The sequence below is a fragment of the Oceanobacillus alkalisoli genome, from assembly GCF_021556485.1.
Taxonomy (GTDB): domain Bacteria; phylum Bacillota; class Bacilli; order Bacillales; family Amphibacillaceae; genus Oceanobacillus; species Oceanobacillus alkalisoli.
Map to the genome: position 1 here is coordinate 39,607 of NZ_JAKGBW010000004.1, position 16,560 is coordinate 56,166.

Annotated in this window: 15 protein-coding genes and 1 pseudogene; 10 read left to right on the forward strand and 6 right to left on the reverse strand. The window is 37.2% G+C overall.

The genetic code is table 11. The features are described from left to right. Positions 1 to 100: 100 nt before the first annotated feature. On the reverse strand, positions 101 to 838 hold the full coding sequence (locus tag LZD48_RS05490; RefSeq protein ID WP_235761740.1) for an SDR family NAD(P)-dependent oxidoreductase: 738 nt from the start codon (positions 836 to 838) through the stop codon (positions 101 to 103). Between the two features lie 534 nt (positions 839 to 1,372). Between LZD48_RS05490 and LZD48_RS05495 the strand changes: the two are divergent. Further along, a pseudogene (locus LZD48_RS05495) lies at positions 1,373 to 1,884 on the forward strand (ATP-binding protein). 403 nt (positions 1,885 to 2,287) lie between these two features. On the opposite strand, the gene LZD48_RS05500 reads toward LZD48_RS05495, so the two are convergent. Then, positions 2,288 to 3,316, reverse strand: coding sequence for a DnaD domain-containing protein (locus LZD48_RS05500; protein ID WP_235761741.1), 1,029 nt, complete (start codon positions 3,314 to 3,316; stop codon positions 2,288 to 2,290). 110 nt (positions 3,317 to 3,426) lie between these two features. Further along, positions 3,427 to 3,978, reverse strand: coding sequence for a sigma-70 family RNA polymerase sigma factor (locus tag LZD48_RS05505; RefSeq protein WP_235761742.1), 552 nt, complete (start codon positions 3,976 to 3,978; stop codon positions 3,427 to 3,429). 547 nt (positions 3,979 to 4,525) lie between these two features. On the opposite strand from LZD48_RS05505, the gene LZD48_RS05510 reads away from it, so the two are divergent. The 4 genes from LZD48_RS05510 (at position 4,526) to LZD48_RS05525 (ending at position 7,219) form a co-directional block, all read left to right on the forward strand. Further along, positions 4,526 to 5,011 carry a competence protein ComK gene (locus LZD48_RS05510; RefSeq protein ID WP_235761743.1) on the forward strand — a complete coding sequence of 162 codons (486 nt, stop codon included), beginning with the start codon at positions 4,526 to 4,528 and terminating at the stop codon, positions 5,009 to 5,011. Positions 5,012 to 5,157: 146 nt separating this feature from the next. Next, entirely contained in the window at positions 5,158 to 5,409 is a 252-nt protein-coding gene (locus tag LZD48_RS05515) for a helix-turn-helix domain-containing protein (protein WP_235761744.1), read from the forward strand. 251 nt (positions 5,410 to 5,660) lie between these two features. Then, entirely contained in the window at positions 5,661 to 6,470 is an 810-nt protein-coding gene (locus LZD48_RS05520) for a sunset domain-containing protein (protein ID WP_235761745.1), read from the forward strand. Between the two features lie 533 nt (positions 6,471 to 7,003). Beyond that, the gene (locus tag LZD48_RS05525) at positions 7,004 to 7,219 is read left to right on the forward strand and encodes a helix-turn-helix domain-containing protein (protein WP_310739787.1); all 216 of its coding nucleotides are present in this window, start codon (positions 7,004 to 7,006) and stop codon (positions 7,217 to 7,219) included. 121 nt (positions 7,220 to 7,340) lie between these two features. Here LZD48_RS05525 and dgoD read toward each other — a convergent pair whose 3' ends face one another. After that, on the reverse strand, positions 7,341 to 8,531 hold the full coding sequence (dgoD, locus tag LZD48_RS05530) for a galactonate dehydratase (RefSeq protein ID WP_235761747.1): 1,191 nt from the start codon (positions 8,529 to 8,531) through the stop codon (positions 7,341 to 7,343). Between the two features lie 302 nt (positions 8,532 to 8,833). On the opposite strand from dgoD, the gene LZD48_RS05535 reads away from it, so the two are divergent. Genes LZD48_RS05535 through LZD48_RS05555 form a run of 5 tightly spaced genes read left to right on the forward strand, consistent with a single transcriptional unit; the run spans position 8,834 to position 13,875 of the window. Continuing rightward, positions 8,834 to 9,844 carry a TRAP transporter substrate-binding protein gene (locus tag LZD48_RS05535; protein ID WP_235761748.1) on the forward strand — a complete coding sequence of 337 codons (1,011 nt, stop codon included), beginning with the start codon at positions 8,834 to 8,836 and terminating at the stop codon, positions 9,842 to 9,844. A gap of 30 nt (positions 9,845 to 9,874) precedes the next feature. Further along, the gene (locus LZD48_RS05540; protein WP_235761749.1) at positions 9,875 to 10,372 is read left to right on the forward strand and encodes a TRAP transporter small permease; all 498 of its coding nucleotides are present in this window, start codon (positions 9,875 to 9,877) and stop codon (positions 10,370 to 10,372) included. After that, positions 10,350 to 11,639, forward strand: a complete 1,290-nt coding sequence (locus LZD48_RS05545) for a TRAP transporter large permease (protein ID WP_235761750.1) — start codon at positions 10,350 to 10,352, stop codon at positions 11,637 to 11,639. The genes LZD48_RS05540 and LZD48_RS05545 overlap by 23 nt, the downstream gene beginning before the upstream one ends. Positions 11,640 to 11,672: 33 nt before the next feature. Further along, positions 11,673 to 12,698 (forward strand): LacI family DNA-binding transcriptional regulator, encoded by a 1,026-nt coding sequence (locus LZD48_RS05550; protein ID WP_235761751.1) that lies wholly within the window; start codon positions 11,673 to 11,675, stop codon positions 12,696 to 12,698. Positions 12,699 to 12,711: 13 nt separating this feature from the next. Beyond that, the gene (locus LZD48_RS05555; protein ID WP_235761752.1) at positions 12,712 to 13,875 is read left to right on the forward strand and encodes a mandelate racemase/muconate lactonizing enzyme family protein; all 1,164 of its coding nucleotides are present in this window, start codon (positions 12,712 to 12,714) and stop codon (positions 13,873 to 13,875) included. A gap of 252 nt (positions 13,876 to 14,127) precedes the next feature. Here the strand turns inward: LZD48_RS05555 and LZD48_RS05560 are convergent, their stop codons facing one another. Both LZD48_RS05560 and LZD48_RS05565 read right to left on the reverse strand, forming a co-directional pair. Then, positions 14,128 to 15,294 carry a nucleotide sugar dehydrogenase gene (locus LZD48_RS05560; protein WP_235761753.1) on the reverse strand — a complete coding sequence of 389 codons (1,167 nt, stop codon included), beginning with the start codon at positions 15,292 to 15,294 and terminating at the stop codon, positions 14,128 to 14,130. A 58-nt stretch (positions 15,295 to 15,352) separates the two neighbouring features. Next, positions 15,353 to 16,381 carry an SDR family NAD(P)-dependent oxidoreductase gene (locus LZD48_RS05565; protein ID WP_235761754.1) on the reverse strand — a complete coding sequence of 343 codons (1,029 nt, stop codon included), beginning with the start codon at positions 16,379 to 16,381 and terminating at the stop codon, positions 15,353 to 15,355. Positions 16,382 to 16,560: the final 179 nt, after the last annotated feature.

Consider the following 16,560-nt stretch of genomic DNA (forward strand, 5'->3'; position numbering starts at 1 on the left):
TTTAAATTCCAGTAGAAAGCCAAAAATGAAAGCCCTGTCATCTATGATCAATAGACTACAGGGTTTCTTCAAATTATTTATAAAACAGGCGCAAAACATCTCAATTGATAAACATTCCACCATCCACTCTTATTATTTCCCCGGTTAGAAATCCTGCATGGTTAATAACCGCATAAGTAAGTTCTGCAATATCTTCAGGAGTAGCTATACGGCCTAGCGGTGTGCCTTCAGCCAAATGTCTCATATCATCTTCATTATCTTGGATCCAGCGAGTACTTACAAGACCAGGTGCAATGCTGTTCACTCTAACTTTCGGCGCCATTACACGAGCCAATGATTTAGTTAAACTATTGGCTGCCGCTTTCGAAGCCGCATATGCAATGGAGCTGCCTAATCCAGTTTGTCCTGCAACAGAAGTAATGTTCACAATCGTGCCGGATTGCTTTTTCAAATACGGATAGGCAAGTTTACAACAGTAAAAAGTCCCCTTCACATTTACATTCATTACTCGATCCCAATACTCGTCCTTTAACCCATCCAGATCTTCGTGATCAACAAAGTTTGTTACTCCTGCATTATTTACAAGGATGTCCAACCGATTTAATTCATGGATTGTTTTCTCGATCATGTTTTTTACAGCTTCTTCGTCTTCAATTGACGCTTTGAAAACCAGACATTTTACTCCTAGATTCTCAATATCTTTTTTTGTTTTGTAAGCATCTTTCTCTGACCGAGAGTAGTTAACAATGATATTCATGCCTTCTCCAGCCAATTTTAAAGCAATTGCTCTCCCGATTCCAGTACTGCTACCTGTGATTAACGCTACCTTTCTCTCCATCAATTCCTCTCCTTATTATTACAGTTTAAAATTAACGATTATATTAACAAAAATTATAACCGATTCAGAGAGAGCCTGCCATAAAACAAAAGTCCTGTACACCGTTTTCTAGTCTTCTTCACTAGCAACATCATATTTTAATGCCACCAGCCCTTTACAGCCTCTTAATTAAACGTGATAACTTAGCTAGTGCTCTCTTTCGCTAATTAAAGACTTTATAAATTCAGTTTTTGTTTTTAACATTAAAGTCGTACACAAAATCGATCGTTGATTGCTTCCAGATACTGATAAACTCCAATCAATTTCATCAAACTTTTCAAATCCATAGTGAAATAGCATTCAACAATGTAAAGCATAAAATTTGGACTCTGGAAGAATCTCATATATTTCGTATAAAAGAAACTCTAAAAAAATTAGGGTTCGAAATAAGTGAGGGACAAGCGCTAGAATTCCAACTACTATATGAAGAAAGGTATTGTAAATGCAGTTACCCACCGTTCTTATAGTATTCAAGGAGACGATGTTAAGATCAAGATGTTCGATGACCGATTGGAAATTAGTAGCCCAGGTGACTTTCCGAATGTTGTTAATGTCGAGAACCTAAAAAAGTACGCTATTCCCGCAATCCTCGAGTAGCAAGAGCCTTAACTGAATTAGGCTGGATTAGAGAATTAGGAGAAGGCGTTAAACGTATGTTTAAAGAAATGAATGCTTTTTTCTTAGATGACCCTGTATACGAAGAAAACGAGAATTCCGTGCGGCTTATATTAAAAAACAATATTCAGATGCGCAGAATCAGAAGACATGAGCGAATTACAAACTTAATCTCAAAAGAATGGGAGATTTTATCAAAAGAAGAACAAATTGCGCTTGAGTATATCTATAGCAGAGGTAGGATTACTACACATAAATTAGCAACTCTAATATCGAGGAGTACCAATTATGCAAAGAAAATTTTAGGTGATTTATGTGATAAAAATATTTTGGAGTTAAGAAGAACAGCGTTAAATGACCCAAATCAATATTATACCTTTAAAAACAACTAATATCAGGAAAAACTTAATGGAACTAGATATGCCTAGTTCCTATTTTAGTTAAAAGGTTCGCATATTGACGATTGAAGTTCTCACGGATTTTTAAAAATATCCTTGTAGTAAAACCCTTAGATTGCTTTAAAATCAACTTCGCGGAATAAGCAAGTTCCCATTTGAAGGTTTGAGGTTCGCATATTGACGATTAAGGTTCTCACGGATTTTTAAAAGATTACCTGAGAACCGGTTTTATTCAATAAGTAGTTCTTTTTGTTGTACTAATTTATCATATTTCAATTAGAGGTCCCGAGAAGCTCGGAAATGGGACGGGCTAGGGACGGAGTGACAGTTTCGTTGTCCTACCGTCCTATCCGTCTGGGACGAGTTGCCTGTTCCATATAATCTTCAACTCCACCACCTACTTAGCACCAATTCCCAATTCCCGCATTCTTTCCTCCACTTCCTCCCTTGTGCCCCGCTTCTCCCCCTCACGTATAGCCTCTCGCAACCGCTGCCTCTCCTTCTCCTCATCATACCAATCCGGCACAATATCCTCCCCACCAAAATACCCACCACCCCCACCATACTTCCTTCCCCGCTCCCTCTGAAAACCAACAAGCTCCGCCTTCGCTCCAGCAACCGTCCGGATCCCCTTCCCCTCCCACGCCTTCAAAATACTCCTCACATAAGCCCAAGACAAAACATTCCGCTCCAATGCCCGCTTCATCGCCTCCATCACCAACTCCTCCCCCAAACTCCGAATCCAGTCCATCAGTGATTCCGCGACAAACGGACTTACCACACCGAAGTTCTCCTGATAAAACTTCAACGCGTCCGGTGCTCCTCTATCTTGCTCTTTCTTTTCATGATTAAAAATAAACGTACGCACACCTGCTGCAGCTGCATCATCATGGTTTTCTTTTGTATTGGTATTATTCTTGTATTGTTTAATTAAAGGGGTCGGGGCTTGGTTCGGATGGTGGTCCGGGGAGTGGTCCACATGGAGGTTCTGGTGCTGGTCCGAAGAGTGGTTCATCGGTTGGAGTAATGAATGGTTTTCATTTTGATTCGGCAGATAAGCGGAAGATTGCCCGCTCTGCCCGTTCTCTTCCAGACGAGGTTCCGTCGTACGATCGGGTACCTGCCCATCCTCTTCCACCACTTCCACAACTAAACTACGCATCTTGTAAATTGGAGCTTTATTTCTTCCTTGTGACGCTACTTCAATATACCCTGCATCCACAAGCTCCGTCCGCGCCCGCTTAAAACTACTTGCGGAGAGGCCTGCCTTATTTTGGAGCACCGATCCAGGGGAAGTAAATGTATTTTTCCATCTCGTTTTATTGTTCATATGCATGAGGGCATACCACAATGCAACCGCACTTCCGGAAAGCGGCTCCCGTTCCTGGTGATCATAAAACGCATTAATCTCTTTTATGTAATTCATCTTTATCTATTCCTTTCCAATTTCTCTTTAGGTTAAAATAAAAAAATACACCAATCATCCCAGCTGAACATGCTACTTCAGCTGGGATTTTTTTCACGTTCGATAAATCCTCACTTTGGACGATTCGGATGCTTCCTGGCAGCCCACTCGCGCAACTTCCGCCTCGCTCCCTTCCCCCAGCCCTTCACCGCCTCAACGGAAACGCCTTTCATTTCCGCAATTTCCTTGACTCGCATGCCTTGGATGATATAGTAATACACCCAATCCCACTGTTTAGCGGTCAGCTCAGCCTTCACGTCTTGCCACATCTCCCGCTCTTCCAGCTTACTCCCCGGCATATCTATCGTCGTATTCCTGAGTTCCGTCGTTGCATCGCTGATTCGCTGCTTTTCTGTTTCTACAATGGAATCTTTCTTCTCCATCTCACGGGTTTCTTTACGGAGCAGATCGACGAGGCGATTGCGGATGGTGTAGTTGAAGTAGGTGCCGAGGGGGCCTTTGTTGGGGTTGTACTTTTGATGGGCCGTCCATAAGGCGAAGAGACCTTCTGAGTAAAAATCTTGATGTGGATCACGGATGCCCAGGCGGTGAATGTGGTAATGGATTCTCCGCTCATTTTGTTTGAAAATCTCCTCGAATGTAAGATGCTTTTGATCTGTCATTGTAAAACTCCTCTCCTTTATTTAGTTTTTTCACCCTCCATTCATCATAAGAAAAAATGCCCCACTTGAAAAAGAGCCTTATTTCGCTAAAAAACCAACAAGGAGCGAAAATAAGGCTAAAAATAGTATGCATTTCTATAAAACTTGGTCCAATGGGTATTGCACAATTTAATTTTAAAGCTTTTTCTCTAAATAAGACCCTTTTTGCGAGAATAAGAAACGAGACCTTTAGTTAACTCTTTCATCAGGAGCACAAATTAGTGCGATAGAAAATTCAATCCTCCCGCCTTATTGCAAACAAGTTTGCCCTATCCCAAACTAAGAGCATTCCATTCTGTTTAAAAGTCTTTCAAAACTCTTAATAATAAATACAACAAGGAAGATTCTCTTGCCTGGCTGTATATAATCTTTCAAGCTTGGGTTTAGAAAAACAAGAAACGAAAGAATTACACTGCTTCCGTCACATCTTACTTTATATACTCTAGCAAGATAATATGCTCCCCCTTCCACCCTCACAAGTCTTCCAAACATAAAGGAGTGTCTCCTCGTGAAAACTATCTCTTCTGATTATCTTATTCATCCTGAAACAATGGCACTTATCCCCAGCAGACAAATAACATGCGAAACATTAATACTAGAAAAGGAAAGAGAGGTTTATGTTAATTCATCAGCATTCCACTTAATTCAAACATCCTGTCTGGAAAATTACTCTACATATGAAGGTAGAAAGCAAGCGATGATTTATCATACAAGCTTTAAACGGAAAGTTCCCATTCTGATTGGCCCAAACCAGATTATGTTTCCTACACATGCCGTTAACCATATCGATTGCTACTGGATATCCTCCCAACATATTTACGACATCACACCACATTCACCAGATTCAAAGTCCTCTATCGTCCTGTTCATGAATGGCACAGAAATTATACTGCCAGTGTCTACTTACATATTAAAAAGCCAGATGCAACGAGCTGAATATTGCCGGCAAATAATAGATAAACACGATTTCAATCTAGAATCACCAATTATGTGACGATGACAGATACCGAGATTTTCAGCATCATAGCGAAAAATAATTGCAATAAACCAACTTTATTTCGCGTAGTCACCTTTGGAGTATTCCCTTCTGTGGGATCCGTCTTTCTTTTACTAAATAATTAGTTAAAAAGGAAGATTATTTTGTTTGATGAAACGTTATATAAAAAGGTTGGAGAAAAATTAAAAATTAAGAGGATCCAGCTACAAAAAAGCCAAGAAGAAATCGAATATAAGGCAGGGCTGGGTGAAAAGCATTTAGGTAAGATTGAACGAGCTGAAATTATCCCTTTGTATCCGACTTTCTATAAAGTCTGCCAAACACTAGGAATCAATACTCAAACGATCGTTGATGAAGCAAAGGAAGAATTAAGAGCATCGAAGAAAGAAGATTAATTCTCCCATTTAACAAAACAGCTATGATTAAGAGTTCCCCTACCTTTATGAAGCAATTGCCAGGTATCACCCCTAAAATAAATAGACTCATTCAGTAGCCACTTGTATCCAACACTAACTCACACCATGAATAACTCCTTAGAAAATGCAGCGGTTTTAAAGTTGTATACAAAAAATATAATGTGCATGTTCATTATATTTTTTTGCACTAATGCTAGTTCAAATTAACTAATACAATTGGAGGGTTAGAAATGATTGAAATAACTTTGATATTGCTATTATTTGTCACTTTATTTCAGGTATGGTTTCGTGTAAAAGATATGGGAAGATGGAAGAAAGTTGGGTATTCCGCCGCTACTTTGCTTGTCTTTTTTACTATCCTTGGTTTCATCACAATCGACGATACACTTCAAAACGATCTCACAGAAGAACGAGAAAGAAATGAAGAACTTTCTCAAAATATTACGGCCCTAGAAAACAGTAAGGTAGAATTAGAATCGGAGTTAGAGGAACTGGAGAAATTAGAGATTTCAATTTCTGATTTGGAAGACGAATTAACTGCAGTCACCAAGGAAAAAGACTCCTTACAAAAGAAATATGACTCACTTGAAGAAGAAAATGGAAATTTAACTGACGAAATTACTACTATGGAAGAAGAACTAGATGAACTTAAGACAGCCGCCGCAGAGGCCGAAAAGATAGCTGAAGCGGAAAAAAGTACTGCAAGCAGTGATTCGAACAATAAATCAAGTTCTAGTACAAATAGTGGGGGTAGTAAAACGGCCAGTAGTTCCGAGCAAGATTCAGCATCCAATAGTAGTAGCGAGAATCAAACTGCTGCCTCAAATACAACGAGTAGCACCAGTCAATCAAGTAGTAGCACTAGCTCTAGTAGTTCAACTAGTGAAACTCAAACTGGAGAATGTGACATAAAAGGAAGTGTGAACGGGATTTATCATACTCCTGGAAGTCGATATTATAACCAAACAAAAAATGTTGCGCAGTGGTTTTGTTCGTCTACAGAGGCTGAACAGGCTGGATATCGAGCGCCTAAAAATTAAGACTTGATGAACTAATTTCAACAAGTTGCACTCGGTTATCGGGATTATTACCTTATTTAATAACTTTCCTACTTTTGGTGTATAACGAAATGTACATAGTCATCTAGTAAGCTGTTAAGTTAATTTTTTTAGCTTAACAGCTTACTTCATTTTCAAATATTTTTAGTTTCTCGCTTGTCTCGTTTACATATTAAGAAATCCTCATATCACTCACAATCCCCTGCCGTTCCATTTCTATCAAATCTATAATTTCTATTAGTTCACCTACCGCATCATCAACAGTGTATACATCATCTTCCATCAAACTACAGGATATTTTAATGAGTTCTCTTTCGATTTCTACCAGGGTAAGTTTACGATACAGGTTTCTGACAAGGTTTTCTTTCAGGACCTTTCCCTTAGCATGTGATCACTCCTCCTAATTAATGTTTAATTCCGTATCTTTATCGTACAACATTAACCTTATTGCACCGTACTTTTGAAGGTGCAGTCTATAAAGGAGTAGGATTAATTTAAAAAAGGTAAAGTTACAAATCAACGAGTTACTTCATCCGCATAATCTCAGCATTACACAATTGCATATTAAAACCGGCATTCGGCGGGCTACTTTAAGTGAATTAGCAAACGGAAAGCGACAGCGCGTCCAATCGGAACATTTGAGTAAAGTTGCGGAGGCATTGGATATTACGGATACGAATGAATTGTTATGTTTAGTAGAGGACGGGGATGATAATGAGAACCAATTGTAAGCAAATAGCCAACCAAATAAGCTGAATGGCAAATCATAACCATTCAGCTCATTTAATTATTAATATTTTAATAAACAACTAACTCCTATTCATATTACAGCTAAGCATCAATTATCTAAAACTACTGATCCACCACAGAACCATCAACATGGAGCCGAGTCTCTATACTTCTTCTAGAGTATGGAAATAGATTTTCAACATCTTCAACCAATTCCACACCAATCCCCGGGTTCTCCGGTATAATTATATAACCATTTTCCACTTCTAATGTTTTCTTGACTATATCCGATTGTCTAAAGCTTTTATCTTCATCATCAGTTTTAGCTGAAATATAGCGTTCAGTCGCGGAAGCTCTATCATCACCTGGATATTCCTGCAATGCAAAGTTTGGAATACATGCCGCAATCTGAATGCAAGCTGCGGTACTTACCGGACTTAAAGGGTTATGAGGAACTACCATAACATCATTTGCTTCGGCTAGGGCAGCGATTTTCTTAGCTCCTGTGATCCCTCCGCACATACAAACATCGGGTCTAACATAGTCAACAGCATCCCTCCGCAATAGGTAGGTAAATTCTTGCGGTGTATGAAATCTTTCCCCTGTAGCAAGCGGGATACTAATATTATTTGCTATATTAACCATTGAATCGAAATTATCAGGTGTTGTTGGATCTTCAAAAAATAAAGGATGGTATTCTTCAATTCCTTTAGCTAAAGCTATAGCCTCGGCTGGTTTTAGTCTTCTATGAATTTCAATACAAAGATCAACTTCATCCCCCACCGCCTCTCTGTACATTCTAACTCTGTCAATCGCATTTCCTATCTTTTGAGCATGCGTTTCATAGTATGGAATAGCTCTGTCCTCGTCTAAAAAAGGAGTCAAATGTCCCACAGCAGTATAACCCAGTCTTTTTGCCTCTTTTAAATTATCAATTATATCTTCTGTAGTATCGCCCCCAACATGATAATATACCCTAGCCTTATCACGTGTTTTTCCACCTAGTAATTGATAAGTAGGAGTATCAAAATATTTTCCTGCTATATCCCATAATGCTATATCGATAGCACTTAAAGCTCCCATAATGGCTGCACCACGAAAGTGAAAACTACGATACATGTACTGCCAATGATGTTCAATTTTTAAAGGATCTTGTCCGATAAGATATGTCTTAAATGTTTTAACGGCTTCAGCAGATGCATCTAAAAATCCCCAACTTCCAGACTCCCCTACACCCGTGATTCCTTCATCGGTATGAACTTCGACAAACAAAAAGCGATTAACGGGAATAATTTTCACATCAACAATTTTCAAAATTAACTCCTCCTAATTTTATAATTTTTTATATTGAAAGTTAATTGCCAATAATTCTAACACAATATTTTTAATTGTATAGACTAAATATTTAAATTCAGGCCTAAAAAGTCTCTCCAAAATAAATAATCACCGAAAAGATATAAATAAATAACATGCTAAAGCTTATAACTCCAGTGTTATTTATAAATAATAAGCAAGTATTATAAAGTTTTTATAAAATTCACCTTGCTATTTATCTGAATATAAATTATAATCGAAAACAAATATGGAAACGTTTCCAAATTTAAAGGAGGAATATTATGAAGTTGAAAACTGTTTTTTTAATGTTGTTTTTAGGGGGATTGATCATTCTTGCTGGCTGTGGCGATGAAACAAGCTCTAAGGAAAGTAACTATTCCATTGACGAAATTACGATCTCTCATGTAGCACCCGAAAACACTGCTAAACACGTAGGAGCCATGGCTATGAAGGAAAAAATAGAAGAAATTACTGACGGAGAAATTGAAGTAAAAGTCTATTCTAACAGCTCTCTATACAATGATAAAAATGAATTTGAAAACCTAGTTTCAAATAACGTGCAGTTTATTCTTCCTGATATGTCTAAATTGGTAAAGTACGAACCTGCCTTTGATATGGCATCGTTACCATTAGTTTTTAATTCAGATGAAGCGGCTGAGGATTTCTGGGATGGTGAACATGGACAAGATATTATGAGGACGATCGAAAAAGAAGGAGTTAAAGCATTATCAATGTGGCCAAACGGCTTTAGAGTCATAACCAATAATAAAAATGCTATTAAAAGTCCAGAGGATTATAAGGGGTTAAAAATTCGTACATCGAGTGGAGAGGTGCTTGCAGATGTATTTGATATCTTAAAGGCAGGATCCGTTTCCATAGCTTTTGATGAGGTATATACGGCACTTCAACAAGGCACAATAGACGGTCAAGAAAACACACTAAGCAGTATTGCGTCGGCTAATATTGACGAAGTTCAAAAATATTTGACTATAAATAATTTTAGTAGAGTTGACTATGTATTATTAACCAATAACACCTTTTGGGATAGCTTGGATGAGAAGACTCTAGAAGTAATCCAAGAAGGAATTGATGCGGGAACACAAACAGCTAGATCTGAGGTACAAAGACTTAATGAAGAAGGTCTTGAAGCAATGCAGGAAAGAGGAAACATTGAAATACACGAATTCTCTGACGCGGAGAAGGATGAATTTAGAACGTTATTTGAACCAGTATACGAGAAGTACAAAGAAATATTTGGTGAGGATGTCGTAGAAGATGCGTTAAACAGGTAACTAAATTAATTAGATATAGGAGGGATTACATTGCATCGAATTGAAATGCTGGAAAAGTTTATAATGGTACCCCTATTCTTAACTGGAATGTGTGTAAGCTTTTTTGGAGTAATTATGCGTTATATCTTTAACAGTCCTGTTCATTGGGTTGAAGAGATATTTTCTTTAACATTAGTTTGGGCCATATTCATTGGGTTTAGCACAGCTTTGAAAAACAACAACCATATTGCTTTAGATCTTGTATATGCAGTATTGCCAAAAAAGGCACAAAGAGTTTTAGACTTTATTGGATATCTTTTAGGGATCGCATTTTCTATCTTCTTCCTCTATTATGGCACCTTAATGGTAATCGAAGCTTTTAAAATTGGAGGGGTTTCACTTGATGCAAGAATCCCTCTTTGGATTACTTCCCTAATTATGCCGTTGACAGGGCTCCTTTTATTACTAGCATATATAGAGAAAATCATAATGTTCTTCAAAAATAAGGGGCAAGAGGAGGAACAGAATGATGGAATTCTTGCAGGATAATGCTGTTATCGTTTTGTTTATTACCTTTGCTTTACTTCTTGTTATGCGAGTTCCAATAGGTATTAGCTTGGGTATCTCAAGTATAGGGGGACTAGTGCTCATTGATTTCAATATAAGAACCATTCCCCACAACATGTTTTCAGCAGTTGACAGTGTTATATTAATGGCAATACCTGGTTTTATTTTTGCAGGATTGATAATGGCAAAAGGAGGGATATCCTATCATCTTATAGAAGCCTTAAAGTCTTGGGTCGGTCATATCAAAGGTGGTTTAGCTGTCGTAACTATCCTAGCCTGTATGATTTTTGCAGCAATTTCTGGTTCAAGCCCAGCAACCGCTGCTGCAGTTGGATCCATTATGATTCCTGCTATGATAGATGCTGGTTATAGTAAAAAGTATGCAATGGGCTTAATAGCTGCTGGTGGAACTCTAGGAATTCTAATCCCCCCTTCCATTGCGTTAATTATTTATGGTTCGATTACTGAACAATCCATTAGTGATCTATTTATTGCAGGTGTTATTCCTGGAATCCTTTTAGGATTAATGTTAATAATCTTCGCCATTATTTATGCAAGAAAACACAACCTTGGCGGATTAGAGAAAGCCACTTGGGACACAAGAAGGAAAAAGTCTATTAAAGCAATTTGGGGATTTTTCCTGCCAGTAATAATTATTGGTGGTATATATATGGGAGCTGTAACGCCAACAGAAGCTTCTATTGTTGCAGTATTTTATTCTATTATTATCTCAGTATTTATTTATAAAGAAATGAATATGAAGAAATTCATAGAGATTGTCAAAGAATCAATAAATACAACTGCAATGATTTTCTTAATTATTGCTTCTGCATTGATATTCTCTACATTTCTTACGATTGAACAAGTACCTCAATTCTTCTCAGAATGGATTGCAGACAACAGTGCAAATAAATGGATGTTTATAATTGGAGTTAATGCTTTATTCTTTATTCTAGGAATGTTCCTAGAAGCGGTGGCTATTATATTGATAACCTTACCAATATTACTTCCTGCTTTACTATTTTTCGATATCAATTTAATCCATTTTGCGATTATAATGACGATTAACATGGAACTAGCGATGATAACCCCACCAGTCGGGCTCAATCTTTTTGTTGTAAGCGGAATTACAAAAGAAAGATTAGGTACCGTGGTAAGAGGTGTCATCCCATTCTTTATCATTATGGTTATTTGTTTAATATTGGTTATATTTATACCTGAAATCTCTTTACTTCTAGTGGACAAATAATTTAATCATTACATTTGATTTGGAGACAATGCTATGAGTAGAAAAATTACAATCAAAGATGTCGCTAAACATGCTGGTGTCGGTATTGGAACAGTTTCGCGTGCAATTAATGGGAATCCAAATATCAGTACGAGTACAAAAGAAAAAATTTTAGAGAGCATTAAAATACTAGGATATACTCCTAATAATGTTGCTCAAAGCATGCGTTCACAAAGATATAAAAATATCGCCTTTTTTGCTGATATATCAAACCCTATTTTCGCACAAATTGCAAAGGAATCACAAATTGAACTAGACAAACACGGGTATACCTTATCTTTATGTAATATCGGTGAAAAAGATATTGGTAATAAAATTTCATCTTTTTTAGAAGGTAGAAAATCGGATGGTATTATTTTGTCTATCCCTAAAGAAGATGATTTTGAGTTAAATAGATCCCTAGCGAATATTAAGGTACCTATAGTTACGATTAATCGTGATGTACCAATTCTTCCTGCAGGGGTAGTAACAGATTATTATTTTTCAGTAAATGAAGCGATCGATTATTTATTAAGTCTAGGACATAGAAACATCGCTCTTATTGGGGGCGATAAGAAAATCAGACCAACTCGGGAAGGTATCAGTGCCTATAAGGATGCTTTTCTATCAAACGGGGTTAAACTAAATAACAATTATATTAAGAACGGAAAATTATCAAGCGAATCAGGAGAAGCATTATTTAATGAGTTATTACCCGATATTCAAAAAGGAGAATTAACAGCTATTTTATGCTTAAATAATCAAATGTTTTATGGAGTGCTACGGGGTATGAGAAAAGCAAAGCTGAAATACCCAGACGATATTTCACTTATCACTTTTGAAGATAGTGAACTAATGGAATTACTCGACCCACCACTTACCGTAATTCATAGACCAATTGATGAAATGGGGAAAAGTATCGTCAATACATTAATTAATTATATTGATAACCCCGAAACATATGGAAAGTTAGAGCCTGTCGTAATTCCTACAAATTTTATAATAAGAGAATCCTGCAAACCAGTATCTATAAAAAAATAGAGGAGGAAGTATGATGCTAGATATTGAAAATGAGAAATTAAATACAAGTAAATTAAATTCAAAGATTGTTGATGTGGAGGCAATCCCAATTAAAATGCCATTAAAGCGTGTGTTTAAAGGGAGTAACTATTTCATGGAGTACAGAGTTACAGTAATTACCCGGATTACCACAGAAGATGGAATAGTTGGAGAAATTTATAACGGTGATGAGCTAGATGACCTGAATCTCATTGTTAAGATGATTAAGAATGAAATGGCTCCCTTATTGATTGGCGAAAATTTATTCGAAGTGAAGAAAATATGGCAAAAACTATATCCATTAACATTCAATATTCTTGCTGATCGAAAAATTGCTCTAAACGCTTTAGCTTGTATTGATAGTGCCGTCCATGATGCTATTGGTAAAACTCTCGGTATGCCCCTTGTAAAGTTATGGGGAGGTTCAAAAGAAGAACTTCCAGTAATGTTAATAGGTGGCTATTACACCGAGGACAAAGATGTAGATGAAAAGAAGATTATCCAAGATATAGAAACATATAAAGAAATGGGTGTTGCAGCCTGTAAATTTAAAGTAGGTGGAAGATCGCCTGAAGTCGATATCGAGAGAGTCAGAATCGCTAGAAAAGCAGCAGGTGATGATTTTATTTTAACGGTAGACGCTAACCAAGGATGGGACAGAAACGATGCGCTAAAGTTTGCTTTAGGCGTCAGGGATTATAATATTAGATGGTTTGAAGAACCTTGTCGTTGGAGCTACGACAGAGATGCTATGAAAGATATTCGTTTAATGTCTGGAATTCCAGTTGCAGCAGGCCAAAGTGAAGATTCACCAGCTGCATGCATTGAGCTAATGAAGGCTGGATCAATAGATGTATGTAATTTCGACGCTAGTTGGAGTGGAGGACCTACCGCTTGGAAACAAGCTGCTGGAGCAGCAGAAGCATTAGGTTTTGACATGGCTCACCACGAAGAGCCTCATATATCAGCTCACCTATTGGGTTCTACGACTACAGGAACATTTCTAGAAGTCTTTCATCCTGACCGTGATCCATTGTTTTATGAGATTATTGAGAATAGAAATGAGTTTAAAAATGGATTTTATAAAATACCCGATGGACCAGGATTTGGAATAACACTTAATCTTTCTGTTATTGAGAAGTATAGATTAGATAAATAATTTAATTTAGTCTATTATAACCGACTGGTATAATAACTTCACTTCATAAAAGTATCATGGAAAAAAAGACGCCATCCAGCACGGTTTATTGTTTAATATACTGGGCTGGATGGCACTTTTCCACGAGAATTGACTTTGATATGTAACTTTCACCTGTGGTGATAATCGTCTTACCATATATGTTCATAGTGTAATCTAACTTAATAGTTGCAGCTACTCAACTTAAACAAAACATATTCATTTTAAATCTTATTAATCTCTGCTGAAAACATCCCGCGTATAAACCTTCTCTGCAACATCCTTCAACTCTTCAGACAAACGGTTAGCAACTATCACATCTGCCTCCGCTTTAAAGGCCTCAAAATCCTTAAACACACGTGAACCTTCAAACTCCGCAGCATCTAGCACAGGCTCGTAGATTACTACTTCTACACCTTGCTCCTGGATTCGATTAATAACGTCTTGAATCGCAGACTGCCTGAAGTTATCGGAACCAGTCTTCATTGTTAAACGATAGACGCCGACTACTTTTGGATTTCGTTTTGTAATCATATCTGCAATATGATTCTTACGGGTATCGTTCGAGTCCACAATCGCTCGAATGATTTCATTCGGTACATCTTCAAAGTTAGCAAGCAACTGCTTTGTATCCTTTGGTAAGCAGTAACCGCCATATCCGAAAGAAGGGTTATTATAGTGGCCACCAATTCGCGGATCTAATCCGACACCCTCGATGATTTGCTCACTGTCTAACCCTTTTACCTCGGCATAGGAATCTAATTCATTAAAGAATGATACACGCATGGCGAGATATGTATTAGCGAATAATTTAATTGCTTCAGCCTCGGTGGAATCTGTGAATAATACAGGGATATCTTCTTTAATCGCACCTTCTGCTAAAAGGTCTGCAAACTTTTTAGCACGCTCTGACCGCTCTCCAACAATAATTCGAGAAGGGTGTAAATTATCGTACAATGCTCTACCTTCTCTTAGAAACTCTGGAGAGAAAATAATATTATCACTATTAAACTTCTCACGTATTTCCTTTGTATATCCAACTGGTATGGTTGATTTAATAATCATAACTGCATCCGGATTTACCTCCATAACATTTTCGATAACCGATTCAACAGAACTTGTATCGAAGTAGTTCTGCTCCGGATCATAGTTTGTAGGAGTAGAGATGATAACAAATTCGGCATCTCTAAAAGCTTCAGCTGAATCTGTTGTAGCTTTTAAATTCAATTCCTTTGTTTCTAAAAAAGTCTCGATTTCAGTATCTGCGATTGGAGACTTTTTATTATTGATCATGTCCACTTTTTCTTGAATGATATCTAATGCAGTTACTTCATTGTGCTGCGCTAAGAGAACTGCATTGGATAAACCGACGTAGCCTGTGCCTGCCACTGTTATTTTCATGGGATTATGCTCCTTACTTATTCTTAAATTGTTATCTTAAATCAAAGTTTACAAACAACTATTTCTTGTTATAATACTCCACGTACCAATCAGCAAACTTCTGTAGGCCTTCTTCAATTGGTGTCTCCGGTTTAAAGCCAACAGCTTCATGTAATAGTTTAGTTGATGCATAAGTTGCCGGAACATCGCCTGGTTTGATTGGCTCATATACCTTATTGAATTCTACTTCCCTATCTAAAGCATTGCCCAGAGCTTTCTCAAGTGCTCCGATGAAGACCATTAGTTTTTCCGGATTATTATTTCCAATATTAAAGACTTTATGCTGAACATCTTCACCTTGTGGTGGATTGTGAAGCAATCGTACAATTCCTTCTACAATGTCATCAATATACGTGAAATCACGATATAGATCATTCTCAAAGTCACCGTTATTGAAAATCTTAATTGGTTCCTCGTTAAAGTATTTATCCGTAAAACCAAAGTAAGCCATGTCTGGACGTCCCATTGGACCATAGACGGTGAAGAAACGCAATCCGGTTGCAGGGATTTTATATAAGTGACTATATGTATGAGCCATTAATTCATTTGATTTCTTAGTCGAAGCATATAAAGAAACAGGAGTATCCACAAAGTCTGTCTCTTCAAATGGTACCTTCTTATTTGCCCCATAAACTGAGCTTGAGGAAGCGTATATTAGATGATCTACTGGATAGTGACGGCATGCTTCTAAGATATTATAAAATCCTATAATATTGCTTTGTATGTATACGTCGGGGTTCTCAATTGAATATCTGACACCTGCTTGTGCAGCGAGATTTACTACAATTTGGGGTTTGTATTCATTAAATATTTTCTCTACTGCTTCCTTATTAGAAATATCTTCTTTGATGAAGGTAAAACCTTCTTGGGTTTCTAATTGTTCTAAACGAGTTTTTTTAAGATTTACATCGTAGTAATCGTTTAGATTATCTATCCCAATAACTTGGCAGCCATCGTTAAGTAATCGTTTTGATATATAACTTCCTATAAATCCTGCTGCGCCAGTAATGAGGTAGGTTTTACTTGTTTCAAGTGGTTGATATAACATTTTTCTAACACTCCTAATCTCTGAAAATAGGTCACTTGTGTATACCTTGTTCTTTACCTCTTGTAACACTTGATATTCAGTTTACTATAATTTCATCAGCATTTTTATTAAATGTATCGCTATTTATGACTCTATTATTGCCAAAAAAACATCTGAAAATGTCGGTTCATACATTACTT